Raw genomic sequence first — 13323 nt, 5'->3', positions numbered from 1 at the left:
CGGACAGAGAAATCACTCTGTCCGGCAGCTTCATTTTAATGTTTGAATGTATGTGGATCGTGTATCTATTGCTATTCGCGGTGCGCTTGGCGTTCGATTTGTGCCGCAACCGACTGGCCTTGGCGATAATCCTGCTCACGGCGCTGTTCAACTTCAAGGATTTTTTGCGGGTCATTTTGGTATTCGTTCAGACCGTACCCGTGTACGTCTCTGAATGCCTGTTCCATTTTTTCCGTCTTTTCAATACCTTGAGAATCGATAATAAACCATTCCTTTCGAGTTATCTTATTTTACTTTTACAAGTATACCCGACCGCCAGAAGATTAAACAAGAACAATAATCTAATTTATCTGAAAATAGACCTATCGTCATAGTTATTGGGAATATATAGAAAAAGCTGCCCGTTGTACGGACAGCTTTCATAAATTATTGGCTTACTTCGTTGTATAGGTTTGAAGCGACCAATCCATTTTCTTCCAACATTTCATTGAAAACAGCATCCGCTTCGGCAAATTTGTCGGCAGCCGCTTGGAAGTCTGGTGCATCAGTTCCAAGTTCTTCGATTTTCATCTCATAAGATGCAGTCATTGAAGCCAATGCCCCGTCGATTTCTTCTTGATGATCGCTCAGCGACTCAGGCACTTCGATTGATTCGACCGCTTCCACCGCTTGTTCAGCAGATGTTGCAGCCGCTTCTTTCATCTCAGTAAATTCTGTTCCGCTTGGCAGTGTATCTTCAGCTTGGGCAATTTCAAAATCGTTCAAATGCGTATCTTCTTTATTTATCTCTTTGGAAACGGATAGATAAAATTGCATCAATTGGCTTTTGATGCTTTCTTTGCCGGATTCCATCGTGGCAGATCCAGATGCCGTTTCAGTTGATTCGGTGGATTGTTCGGTTCCGCATGCTGCTAGCAATAAGGCAGCCGATAGGCCGAGAGTTGTGATTTTTTTCATGTTCGTGCCTCCTGATTTTCATATCCAGCATATAATAGCATAGGCCGATTTATCCGTATAGAGAGCATAAAAAAGCCGGAATTCATTGAATTCCGGCATAATTCACGCTTTTTGAGATGGAGTGAAACGATCGACGATATTCGCGAGTGCGCCATCTCCCGTTACGTTGGCTGCAGTCCCGAAACTGTCCTGCGCCATGTATAGGGCGATCATCAACGCGACCATCGTTTCGTCGAAGCCGAGCATCACTTCCAGCAATCCGATGGCTGCCATAACAGCACCACCCGGAACACCAGGAGCCGCAATCATCGTTACGCCTAGCATAAGGATGAATGGGAAGAAGTTGCCGAATGACGGCGCATCCCCTGTCAATAAAATCACCCCGATCGCACAAGTGACGAGCGTGATGGTACTGCCCGATAAATGGATCGTTGCGAATAACGGAACCGTGAAGTCAGCCACACGCTCTTTGACACCCGTCTTACGTGCTTGGCGCAACGTAACCGGAATGGTCGCTGCTGAAGACTGTGTGCCGAGTGCCGTGAAGTAAGCCGGCAGCATCGTCCGGATCAAAGCGAATGGATTTTTCTTGCGCAACGCTCCGGCTGTAGTGTACTGGCCCGTGAGCATGACCCAGTGCAGGACAATGATCAGGATAAAGACCACCGCAAATAGTGAAAGGATCTCCAATACAGCCCCACCGTACGCCATGTTCGCAAAAATACCGAAGATGTGGAATGGCAATAGCGGGATTATGATGTATGAAATAACTTTTTCAATGATCTCCTGAAACTCTTCAAAGAATGATGCCATCGTCTTGCTTCCTGTAGAAGCCATGCCGATCCCGAGCAAGAACGCCAAGATCAAGGCGCTCATGACACCGAACAATTGCGGAATTTCCAGTTCAATGAAGCTTGAAGCAAGCGCATTTGCCGGGTCATCCAAGTTGTTCAGCGAACCGCCTTCCATCAAATTAGGCAAAATGGAAGAAGCTACGATAAAGGCCAAGACGCCTGCCACGACAGTGGATAAATAGGCGACTGCAGTCGCTAGGCCCAATAATTTCCCCGACCCTTTTCCGAGCTTCGCAATACCTGGTGCAATAAAACCGAGAATGATCAATGGCACGATAAAATTCAAGAACCCGCCGAAAATCCCTGTGAACGTAGCAAATACACGGACGAGCGCTTCTGGCGCAACAGAGCCGATGAGTACGCCAAGCACGATGGCCAGCACAATCCGCGGCAGCAAACCGAATTGAAATTTCATAATCTTGTCCTCCCTGTGAAAACAGTTGTTTATTCGTTATTATGTGAAATTACCATAGTTTTCGAAAAGCTAATAGCTTTTTCCTAAATCACGTAATATTTTTATTATTTCGAAAAAATAATGAATTCCACAAAACAAGAGTTGAACGTGTGGTAGTCCGCAAGTATCGCTGTGATTGCCTGTTTTACTGCAAATAAAAAAAACCGATGCATTCCACAGTGGAATGCATCGGTTGATATAGCTTATTGTTCGACCGGGATGACAGCGCCGTCCCATTCTTCAAGAATGAAGTCCTGAATTTCCTGTGAAGTCAAAACGTCGACAAGTGCCTGGATGTCTTCGTTTTCTTCATCACCAGATTGAACGACGATCAAGTTGGCATACGGTGAATCCGAGCCTTCAAGCGCGATTGAATCTTCCATCGGCTTCAAGCCGGCATCGATAGCGTAGTTAGCGTTGATGAAGACAGCGTCGCCTTCATTTGCTTCGTACATTTGCACAAGAAGAGCCGGCTCGTATTCTGTCTCGAACTGGATGTTTTTCTCGTTTTCAACGATGTCGCTGACTTCAGCTGTCGTTTTATCGACGTTTTCATCGAGCTTGATCAACCCTTCTGCTTCTAGGATGGACAGCATACGGCCGTGCTCCGCGACAGAGTTGCTCATAAGAATCGTTCCATCTTGTGGAATCTCATCCAAAGACGCAATGTCTTTTGAGTAGATGCCCATTGGCTCGATGTGGACCGCGCCAGCATTGGCGAAGTCATATCCGTGATCGGCAATTTGTGCTTCCAGATAAGGAATGTGCTGATAATAGTTGGCATCCAGATCCCCTGATTCCAAGTCTTGGTTCGGAAGGATATAATCCTGGTATGTTTCGATTTCAAGCTCAATTCCTTGTTCTGCAAGGATTGGTTTTGCCTGTTCTAAAATCTCTCCGTGAGGCACGTTAGAAGCGCCGACTGTCAACGTGCTTGTTTCTTCGCCTTCTGAACCGCCGCCGTTGCTTTCTTCAGCGCCGCAAGCCGATAACGCCAATACTGCTGCAAATGAACCGAATACTAATTTTTTCATTACAAAATTCCCCTTTTCTTCTATTAAATGTAGTTTTATATAATACCGGGCAATGACTGCCCCTTTTTATTTAATCGATCCGCCCAAGACGGCTTAGCGTTTATCGGCTCTGCCGGTCAAGAAGTCACCGACAAATTGTACGGCGAAGACGATGACCAAAATCAAGATCGTCGAGACGAGAGTTACGTCTTCGCGGCTTCGTTGGAACCCGTCCAAGAACGCGAGCGTTCCGAGCCCTCCAGCGCCGATGATGCCTGCCATGGCGGTATAGCCAACTAAAGCGATGGCGGTTACGGTGATTCCGGAGATTAAAGCGGGTTTTGATTCAGGCAGCAGCACTTTGCGGATAATCGTCCACGTTGTCGCTCCCATCGAGCGCGCGGCTTCGATGACGCCTTTGTCGATTTCTTTCAAGGCGATCAGCACCATGCGGGCATAGAATGGTGCTGCCCCGATGATCAATGCCGGGAGTGCAGCGTTCGGCCCACGGATGCTGCCGATCAGGAATTTCGTGAATGGGATAAGCAAAATGATCAAGATGATAAATGGAATCGAACGGAATATATTAACGAACGCTCCTGATAGCCAGTTGACCACTTTATTCGCCCATAATTGGTTTGGTGCAGTCAAAAACAGGATAACGCCTAGCACGAGCCCGATGATAAAGGTGAACAGTGTGGACACTGCCGTCATGTAAATCGTTTCGAGCGTCGCTTCCCACATAGCTTGCCAATCAACGTTCGGGAACAAATTCTCAAGCATTGCCCATCACCTCCGTCTGTACATCATGTGCACCGAGGAAAGCTAAAGCTTTGCTTATTTCATCTGCAGTACCCTTCAGTTGAAGGATGAGCGTTCCATAAGCACCCCGTTGGGTATGGGAGATGTTGCCGTGGACAATATTGACTTCCACTTTATATTCCCGGATCAGCTGAGTCAGGATCGGCTGCTCCGCCTGGTCACCAACGAATATCAATTTGACCAATTGCCCTTCCGGATATTGCTCTCGTAAATGGCGGACGGTCTCTGCCGAATCTTCCGTCTCGGTCACTTGGGCAACAAAGCGCTTCGTGATATTTTCCTTCGGATGCTGGAAGACATGCAGCACTTCGCCAAGTTCAACGACGCGCCCGCCTTCCATTACTGCCACGCGATGGCAGATTTTGCGGATAACGTGCATTTCGTGCGTAATCAAGACAATCGTCAAGCCAAGGCGCTTGTTAATGTCCACCAATAAATCCAAAATCGCATCGGTCGTTTGCGGATCAAGAGCCGATGTCGCTTCATCGCACAAAAGCACTTCCGGGTCATTGGCCAGCGCACGGGCGATGCCGACGCGCTGTTTCTGCCCGCCGGAAAGCTGGGCTGGATATGCGCTTTCGCGTCCTTCCAGGCCAACCAGCTCGATCAGCTCTGCAGAACGCTTGCGCCGCTCCTCTTTCCCCACTCCGGCAATCTCAAGCGGGAATTCAATGTTCTCGCGCACGGTCCGCGACCACAGCAAATTGAAATGCTGGAAAATCATGCTGACTTTTTGGCGGGCTTTGCGAAGTTTCGGCCCCGAAATCGCCGTGATGTTTTGGCCATTGATCTCAACGGAACCTTCGCTCGGTTTTTCAAGGCCATTCAGCAGGCGGATCAACGTACTTTTCCCCGCTCCGCTATAGCCGATAATGCCAAAAATCTCGCCGGCCGGCACCGTTAAGTCGACATGGTCGACAGCCGTCAAGCGTGCTTTGCCAGTATCGAAAACTTTAGTCAATCCTTTTAACTCAATCATGGTTGGGCACTCTCCTAAATCTTTTGCTAATAAAAAAGCCTTCCTGCTCAGATAAGCAGAAAGGCACATGTGTAAACACAATAAACCGTTCTCTCATCTTTCAAAGTTTTCACTTTGAGTGACTTGGCACCATTTCATTTTCATGACGGTTGCCGGGCTTCATCGGGCACTTCCCTCCACCTCTCTGTATAAGAGCTACGCTATTAAGTTAATTTCAGAAATTAAATTTATCATGGCTGGCTGTATTCGTCAACCGTTTTCAATTTCTCATATAGATACGGCACCGACTGGAAAGCGTAGACCTTGTCTGTCACTTGGCCATTCTGTGAAATCAACAGGCATGGCACGCTTTCCACTTCATAAAGCTCCGCCACTTCCTGTACATAATTCAAATTGGCTTTGCCCATCGGAAGATCTGGCAATAGTTCCGCCACCACGCCGAGCATTTTGCTCGCCACTTGGCACGTACCGCACATCGGCGTATACAGATAATAAGCTGAAACAGGCTGTGTGTTTTTTTCCTTCAGCCATTCTTTATGTGTCCATTCATTCATGCTAGTCATTCCCTGCTACTGGATTTAAGACCCGTACATCTGCTGCGATGAGCACATCGATCAGCTTCCGCAGCGGCGTCGTCGCCACCTCTTTATAGCTTCGGTCGATATGGAAATGGCGGGCTTCCGGAAATTCGCGCTTGATGAGCTTGCGCAGTTTATCGCCGGAAGCATCCGCATCGACGAGGATGATGATATCCTGCCCTTCAAAAGGCAACAGCATTTCTTCGAGTCTTGTAGCACTTACTGTACCATTTGTGCAAAGAATCGTCACGGGTTCTGCAATCAATGGCGCTATCCGGGTTTTGTCGCTGATCCCTTCAACCACTATCACTTTCTCCATAAGTAATCCCCCCAGAAAACCATATATGAAAAAAAGCGCCATAAATAGGCGCTTTCCGAACTTACTCGTTTGTCATTTCTTTATATTCGTCAGCTGACATCAATGCATTGACCTCATCTTCGGAAGGGGCTTCCACAACGACCATCCACGCTTTTTCATAAGGGGATTCGTTGACGAATTCCGGGCTGTCTTCAAGCTCAGAATTGACTTCGACGATTTTGCCGCTGATCGGCGCATACAATTCCGATACCGTTTTAACGGACTCGACGCTGCCGAATGGCTCGTCTTTTTTCAGCTCGTCGCCGACTTGCGGAAGCTCGACAAATACGATGTCTCCAAGTTCATCTTGCGCGAAATGAGTAATGCCGATACGTGCTTTACCGTCTTCGACTTTGACCCATTCGTGTTCTTTTGAATAGCGAAGCTCTTGTGGTGTGCTCATCCAAACCCCTCCAAATATGTAATTGACTCAATTTTAGTTTGCCACAACCAGTGATGAAAAACAAGATGACAAACTTGTCAGCTCCATGTATTTGCGTATGCATCTTCCTTGAAACCGAGTGTCGCCTGAGAACCGTCCCACGCAAGCGGGCGTTTGATGAGCATGCCGTCTGATGCAAGCAATTCATATTGCTCATCTGCTGTCATTTCCGGCAGCTTTTCCTTCAACTCGAGCTCGCGGTATTTCTTGCCGCTCGTATTGAAAAACTTCTTCAGCTCGATGCCACTCGTTTCGTGGATTTCTTTCAGCTGAGCTGCAGATGGTGGGTTTTGCGAGATATCGATATAGTCGAACTCCGCGCCATTCGCCTCAAGCCACTTCTTGCCTTTTTGGCAAGTGGAGCATTTCGGGTAAGCATAATACTGGATCATCAAATCTCCTCCTGTCTTGTAAATCAAGCATATCAAAATGCCCCGGAGCAGTCGACTCGCGAGAGGTTGGTATTTATCCGAATAAATAACGGAAAGAAGTCGTATTTCCCAAGCTTACCGCTCGCTTTCCGTGGGCTCGCGCCCAAGCCTCCTCAGTCGCTTTGAAACCCTTGTGCTCACACATCTGCGTGGCAGATGTGTCGCAAATGAATGCGCTCAGCTGAACTTCACTCATTCATTCCTTGCGGGGTCTCGGTCGTCTCGTCGCTTACGCTGCTCCACAGGAAAGATAAGGTCGACCTACGGGAGACCTTATCTTTGCGAAAGTAATGCGCAGCATTATTGAGCAGAAGGGTTTACGAGCGAACGCTTCTTCAAATACTTAGAGAGATCATTGATTGTTGAATGTAGAAAAAAGTGGCCTTACTCATAATTAATAGCGAACCATAAACTTATTCAACACTATAAAAAACAGGAAGGGTTTCCCCTTCCTGTTTTGTCCAATCTATTAGACTACGTATTTTTCGACACTGATCAATTTTTCGGACGCTTCGCGTTTTTTCGCGATCAAATTGTACGGCGTTGAACGCGTCAACTTGCGGAGCGCGGACAGCATCATGCGCTGGTTGTCGCCATCGATTGCTGCGATCAAGGTTTCTTTCGCGTCTTTCTCGATTTCCTCCAAAGCTTCCTGGCAGAAGATCTGCGTATAAAGAAGTTTCTGCTTCGCCTTTTCTTCGCCGCTTGCTGCGATCGCTTTTTCTGTGCGCAAGACGACCGATTCCATCGCAAAGACATTGCTGACGATATCCGCGATGTTCACGAGCACTTCTTGTTCCGCTTCAAGTTTCTTGCCGTAAGTCTGTGCGGCAAGTCCCGCAGCGAGGATGGCGATTTTCTTGGCGTTTTTCACCAATGCTTTTTCCTGTGCTAAAGCTTCTGTGCCAACCTCTTCAGGCATCATCATCAACAATTCTTCCTGCAAAGCTTGTGCATGTTGTAATAGCGGCAATTCGCCCTTCATCGCTTTGCGGAGCAATGTGCCCGGTACCAGCAGGCGGTTGATTTCGTTCGTTCCTTCGAAGATCCGGTTGATACGGGAATCGCGGTAGATACGCTCGATTTCATATTCCTGCATGAATCCGTAGCCGCCATGCAACTGGACGCCTTCGTCGACGATATAGTCCAAAGTTTCCGTTCCGAAGAATTTATTCAATGAACATTCGATGGCAAATTCAGCAATCGAATCCGCAACTAGCTTACCGTCCGCTTGCTGCTCATCCGTGAAGCCGCTCATGCGGTCTTCGAACAAGCCGACTGTGCGGTAAACCGAACTTTCAACTGCATACAATTTGGAGGCCATTGTCGCCAATTTTTCTTTTGTCAGATTGAAAGAAGAAATCGGTGTCTTGAATTGCTGGCGCTGGTTCGTGTAAGGAATGGTCAATTCCATTGCGCGCTTGGATGCGCCGATTGTGCCGACGCCGAGTTTGTAACGTCCGATGTTCAGGATATTGAAGGCGATGATGTGTCCGCGCCCTGCTTCGCCGAGAAGATTTTCCACTGGCACTTCCGCATCTTCCAAGATCAATGTACGTGTGGAGGACGATTTGATGCCCATTTTCTTTTCTTCCGGGCCAACCGATACGCCCCCGAAGTCGCGCTCGACGATAAATGCCGAGAACTGTTCGCCGTCGATTTTTGCATAGACGACGAAGACATCCGCAAATCCTGCATTCGTAATCCATTGCTTTTCGCCATTCAAGACGTAATGTGTACCCGCCTCGTTCAGTTTCGCGACGGTTTTCGCACCCAAAGCATCCGATCCGGAGCTCGGCTCAGTCAAGGCGTAAGCTGCGATTTTCTCACCCGTCGCAAGAACCGGCAAGTATTTCTTTTTCTGTTCTTCGTTACCGAATAATACGATCGGCAACGATCCGATCCCGACGTGTGCGCCGTGGGTGATGGAGAAGCCGCCCGCTTTGGACATTTTCTCAGCAATTAAAGCAGAGGCGATTTTATCGAGCCCAAGCCCGTCGTATTGTTCTGGAACGTCTGCCCCAAGGAGGCCGAGTTCGCCTGCTTTTTTCAACAGCTTAACGGAATGCTCGAATTCATGGTTCTCCAGCTTTTCTACCAAAGGCATAACTTCCGTGTTGACGTAGTCTTCTGTCGTTTTGGCGATCATCTTATGCTCTTCTGTGAAATCTTCCGGCGTGAATACACGCGATAGGTCTGCATCTTCGATCAAGAAGCTTCCGCCTTTGATCAATGTTTTTTCTTGTTCCATTTTCCATTCCTCCCAATTTATCGTTTATCTTGAATCCCCTGTTAACCGTATCCCCTAAAGTTCTCTTTACAGCATTTCGAAGACGCCAGCTGCGCCCATTCCGCCGCCGATGCACATCGTGACGACGCCGAATTGTTTGTTCTGGCGCTTCAATTCGCTGAGCATGCGCAAGGTCAAAATCGAACCTGTCGCGCCGAGCGGATGGCCGAGTGCGATGGCGCCGCCGTTCAAATTGATCTTATCCATATCCAAGCCAAGCTCGCGGATAACACCAAGAGACTGGGATGCGAAGGCTTCGTTCAGTTCCCATACATCGATATCGTCTTTCGTCAGGCCGGCAAGTTTCAAGGCTTTCGGAATCGCGACGACCGGACCGATGCCCATGACTTCGGGCGGAACGCCACCTGTTGCAAATGAACGGAATTTCGCGATTGGCTTAAGGCCAAGCGCTTCCGCTTTTTCACGGTCCATGACGAGCACTGAACCTGCGCCGTCAGAAGTCTGCGAAGAATTTCCTGCTGTCACCGTGCCGCGAGCCGAGAATGCCGCACGTAATTTATTGAGTGTTTGGATGGACGTGCCGTGGCGCACCCCTTCGTCCATTTCGAACATGAACGATTTTTCCTGGTATTTATTCTGGCTATCGACATAGCGTTGGATCACTTCGACCGGAACGATTTCATCGATGAAGTGGCCTTTTTCGATCGCTCTGGCTGCATTTTCATGGGAACGGACCGCAAATGCATCCTGGTCTTCCCGGCTAACGCCGTATTGTGTCGCTACTTGTTCTGCCGTATGCCCCATGCTCATATAATATTGCGGGGCGGTTTCGGCGATTTTGGCGTTCGGCCGCAGCACATTGCCCATCATCGGCACCATGCTCATCGATTCGACACCGCCGGCAACGATCGCTTCAGCGTGGCCGACCATGATTCGTTCAGCGGCATAAGCGATTGACTGCAAGCCTGATGAACAAAAGCGGTTGACGGTAACTGCCGGCGTCGTATCTGGAAGCCCTGCGAGTGCCCCGATATTGCGGGCGATATTCATCCCTTGTTCTGCTTCGGGCATGGCACAGCCCATAATCAAATCGTCAATGGGGCCGTCATATCCAGCCCGCTTCAATGTTTCCCGCACGACGAGTGCCCCGAAATCATCCGGGCGCACCGAGGCGAGAGAACCTTTTTTCGCTTTTCCGACCGGTGTTCTGGCTCCGGCCACAATTACTGCTTCGCGCATATCATTTCCTCCTCTATCTAATCGGCGATCAATTGCGTAATGGTTTCCCTTTGACAAGCATATGCTGCATGCGCTGCTGTGACTTCGGTTCAGCAACGAGGCTCAGGAAGGCTTCGCGTTCCAAATCGAGCAAATACTGTTCATCGACTTTCGTGCCGTATGGCAATTTGCCGCCTGATAATACATAAGCCAACTTCTTGGCGATTTTCATATCGTGTTCGCTAATATAACCGGACAATAGCATGCCTTCAGCACCCAATAGCATCGCCGCATAGCCCGCTTCCCCAGCGACTGGCACTTTTTCTCTTCTTGGCGCCTGGTAGCCATTATCATAGAGCGATAATGCCAATTGCTTCGCATCGTAGATCAAATGGTCGCTATTGACGCTGATGCCATCGACGAAATTCAGGAAGTTGTTTTCGCGCGCTTCGTCTGCCGATGTCGACACTTTTGCAGTCGCGATCGCCTCGAACACGCCCGCTGCTACATTGACATAATCGGTTGTTACGTGATTCGGCAAGCCCTTCAATTGCTTCATATACAATTCCTTGTTTCCGCCGCCGCCCGGTATGAGCCCGACGCCTGCTTCCACTAAGCCCATATAAGTTTCCATGGATGCCTGTACGCGTGCTGCCGGCAGGATGACTTCCGCCCCACCGCCAAGCGTCATGCCGAATGGTGCCGCAACGACCGGCTTCGAACTGTATTTCAATTTCAGCATGGCGTTCTGGAACGTACGGATCGTCAAATCCAGTTCAAAGATATTGTCGTCTTGCGCTTCCATCAAAATCATGCCAAGGTTTGCGCCAACACAGAAGTTTTTGCCTTGGTTGCCGATGACGAGCCCTTTATAGTTTTTCTCGACTTCGTCGACCGCAAAATTGATCATTTGCATGATATCGAGCCCGATCGCATTCGAACGCGAATGGAATTCGAGCAATGCAATGCCGTCTCCAAGATCGATCAAACTTGCGCCGGCATTCGATTTGATGACGCCGTGCTTTTTCTTGTAGCGTTTTAAGTCGATCACTTTTTCATTGACCGGAACGGGCTGGTAATCGGTCCCGTCGAAATAATAAAGATCACCGTTCTCTTCTTTATAGAAGGAATCAAAACCTTTATCCAGCAGCGTTTGCGCAAATGCCGGCACTTCTAAGCCTTGAGCGGCCATCTTTTCTGTCGACTGCTTAACGCCGATTGCGTCCCATACTTCAAATGGCCCTTGTTCCCAGCCAAAGCCCCATTTCATGGCGTTGTCGATGGCGACGATGTCGTCTGCAATCTCGCCGTGCAATTGTGCAGAATAGACGAGTGTCGGAGCGAGAATGCTCCACAGCAATTCGCCTGTGCGGTCGTCTGCATAAACGAGTGTCTTCATTTTTGCGGATAAGCCTTTTTGCTGCTTGGCCATTTCCTGTGAAGGCGTTTTCAATTTTTGCGCTGGGCGGTATTCCATTGTGTCCGGGTCGAGCTCCAGAATGTCTTTGTCTTTCTTCTGGAAAAAGCCTTGTTTCGCTTTGGCGCCGATCCAGCCGTTTTCGACCATGTTCTTCATGAATTCAGGCGTTTTGAACACTTGCTGTTCTTCGCCTTCGGTTTGATCGTAGACGTTTTTCGATACGTGCATGAATGTATCAAGCCCGACGACGTCCAGCGTGCGGAATGTAGCCGATTTCGGGCGGCCGATCAATGGGCCGGTAACGGAATCCACTTCACCGACAGAATAGCCGCGGTTTTGCATTTCGCGCACCGTGACGAGCAAGCCGTATGTGCCGATGCGGTTGGCGATGAAGTTCGGCGTATCTTTCGCCAAAACGACGCCTTTGCCTAAGCGGTCTTCGCCGAAGTGCTGCATGAATTCAACGACTTCCGGAGCTGTCGCGTCTGCCGGAATGACTTCAAGCAATTTCAAGTAGCGCGGCGGGTTGAAGAAATGGGTGCCGAGGAAATGCTTCTGGAAATCTTCAGAGCGCCCTTCGGACATTGCATTGATGCTGATGCCTGATGTATTGGAGGAAATGATGGTGCCGGGCTTTCTGACCGCATCCACCTTTTCATAGAGTGATTTCTTGATATCCAGGTTTTCTACGATGACTTCGATGATCCAATCCACGTCGGATAGCTTTTCGAGATCATCTTCCAAGTTGCCTGGCGTGATCAATTGCAAGTTTTTCTTTTGTGTCAGCGGAGCAGGCTTTTGCTTTAGTAGTTTTTGAGCGGCAGTCGCAGCGATCCGATTGCGGACTGCTTTGTCTTCGAGCGTCAGCCCTTTCGCTTGTTCTTCTTTTGTTGCTTCTTTCGGCACGATGTCGAGCAGCATGACCGGAATTCCGATATTGGCTAGATGAGCTGCGATTCCAGATCCCATGACGCCTGATCCAAGAACGGCTGCTTTTTTGATATTGTATGACACGAGCAAACCCTCCTATTTTTGAATGAACACTCATTCATTTTCTGGGTAAAAAAAAGAAATACTTTCCTTCTCAATTCTTAGTGTAAGTTATTTTTCCTATTTTCGCAATATTTAATCGGAAGATTTTTCTGCTGCTTTTCTTCAAGCGCTTGGAGAGAAAGCAAAAAAAGGGTAAGATTAAAAAGACTATCAAAGGAGGCAATTTAATGAAATCCCTAAAAACAACTGAACAGTTTAACGATACAATCCACAACGGCCAACCAGTCATCGTGAAATTCCAGGCTGGCTGGTGCCCCGACTGCACACGAATGGATATGTTCATCGACCCGATCATCGAACAATACGGCAACTACCAATGGTTTGACGTCAACCGCGACGAGCTCCCGGAAATCGCAGAGCAATACGAAGTGATGGGCATCCCGAGCCTGCTGATCTTCAAGGACGGCGTAAAACAAGCACATCTCCACAGTGCCAATGCCAAGACTCCCGCTTCTGTCATCCACTTTCTAGAAGAACAAGAAGCTTAAAGCCG

Annotated in this window: 14 protein-coding genes and 1 riboswitch; of the genes, 1 reads left to right on the top strand and 13 read right to left on the bottom strand. The window is 48.7% G+C overall.

The window, feature by feature from the left end:
• Window positions 1–71: 71 nt before the first annotated feature.
• The 13 genes from AUC31_RS17845 to AUC31_RS04255 form a co-directional block, all read right to left on the bottom strand.
• Window positions 72–227 (bottom strand): YuzK family famiily protein, encoded by a 156-nt coding sequence (locus AUC31_RS17845; protein WP_167399234.1) that lies wholly within the window; start codon window positions 225–227, stop codon window positions 72–74.
• Window positions 228–426: 199 nt separating this feature from the next.
• Entirely contained in the window at window positions 427–957 is a 531-nt protein-coding gene (locus tag AUC31_RS04310; RefSeq protein WP_058381213.1) for a hypothetical protein, read from the bottom strand.
• Between the two features lie 102 nt (window positions 958–1059).
• On the bottom strand, window positions 1060–2226 hold the full coding sequence (locus tag AUC31_RS04305) for a dicarboxylate/amino acid:cation symporter (RefSeq protein ID WP_058381214.1): 1167 nt from the start codon (window positions 2224–2226) through the stop codon (window positions 1060–1062).
• Between the two features lie 242 nt (window positions 2227–2468).
• Window positions 2469–3299, bottom strand: coding sequence for a MetQ/NlpA family ABC transporter substrate-binding protein (locus AUC31_RS04300; protein ID WP_058381215.1), 831 nt, complete (start codon window positions 3297–3299; stop codon window positions 2469–2471).
• A gap of 93 nt (window positions 3300–3392) precedes the next feature.
• A complete protein-coding gene (locus AUC31_RS04295) occupies window positions 3393–4061 on the bottom strand; it encodes a methionine ABC transporter permease (RefSeq protein ID WP_058381216.1) in 669 nt (222 codons plus the stop codon).
• Window positions 4054–5079 carry a methionine ABC transporter ATP-binding protein gene (locus tag AUC31_RS04290; RefSeq protein ID WP_058381217.1) on the bottom strand — a complete coding sequence of 342 codons (1026 nt, stop codon included), beginning with the start codon at window positions 5077–5079 and terminating at the stop codon, window positions 4054–4056. The genes AUC31_RS04295 and AUC31_RS04290 overlap by 8 nt, the downstream gene beginning before the upstream one ends.
• Window positions 5080–5169: 90 nt before the next feature.
• Window positions 5170–5274: riboswitch (SAM riboswitch) on the bottom strand.
• Between the two features lie 35 nt (window positions 5275–5309).
• On the bottom strand, window positions 5310–5633 hold the full coding sequence (locus tag AUC31_RS04285; protein ID WP_058381218.1) for a thioredoxin family protein: 324 nt from the start codon (window positions 5631–5633) through the stop codon (window positions 5310–5312).
• A 1-nt stretch (window position 5634) separates the two neighbouring features.
• Window positions 5635–5976 (bottom strand): ribonuclease M5, encoded by a 342-nt coding sequence (locus AUC31_RS04280; RefSeq protein ID WP_058381219.1) that lies wholly within the window; start codon window positions 5974–5976, stop codon window positions 5635–5637.
• Between the two features lie 61 nt (window positions 5977–6037).
• Complete coding sequence (gene gcvH / locus AUC31_RS04275; RefSeq protein ID WP_058381220.1) at window positions 6038–6418, bottom strand: glycine cleavage system protein GcvH; 381 nt, start codon at window positions 6416–6418, stop codon at window positions 6038–6040.
• Window positions 6419–6495: 77 nt separating this feature from the next.
• Complete coding sequence (locus AUC31_RS04270) at window positions 6496–6852, bottom strand: arsenate reductase family protein (protein WP_058381221.1); 357 nt, start codon at window positions 6850–6852, stop codon at window positions 6496–6498.
• Window positions 6853–7357: 505 nt separating this feature from the next.
• The gene (locus tag AUC31_RS04265) at window positions 7358–9139 is read right to left on the bottom strand and encodes an acyl-CoA dehydrogenase family protein (protein ID WP_058381222.1); all 1782 of its coding nucleotides are present in this window, start codon (window positions 9137–9139) and stop codon (window positions 7358–7360) included.
• Between the two features lie 66 nt (window positions 9140–9205).
• Complete coding sequence (locus tag AUC31_RS04260) at window positions 9206–10378, bottom strand: acetyl-CoA C-acetyltransferase (protein WP_058381223.1); 1173 nt, start codon at window positions 10376–10378, stop codon at window positions 9206–9208.
• A 28-nt stretch (window positions 10379–10406) separates the two neighbouring features.
• Complete coding sequence (locus tag AUC31_RS04255) at window positions 10407–12791, bottom strand: 3-hydroxyacyl-CoA dehydrogenase/enoyl-CoA hydratase family protein (protein ID WP_058381224.1); 2385 nt, start codon at window positions 12789–12791, stop codon at window positions 10407–10409.
• 206 nt (window positions 12792–12997) lie between these two features.
• Between AUC31_RS04255 and AUC31_RS04250 the strand changes: the two genes are divergently transcribed.
• Window positions 12998–13318, top strand: coding sequence for a thioredoxin family protein (locus AUC31_RS04250; RefSeq protein ID WP_058381225.1), 321 nt, complete (start codon window positions 12998–13000; stop codon window positions 13316–13318).
• Window positions 13319–13323 lie beyond the last annotated feature (5 nt).

Origin of the sequence: Planococcus rifietoensis (genome assembly GCF_001465795.2) — a bacterium.
Classification (GTDB): Bacteria; Bacillota; Bacilli; order Bacillales_A; family Planococcaceae; genus Planococcus; species Planococcus rifietoensis.
This window is presented reverse-complemented; position numbering and strand designations above follow the sequence as displayed.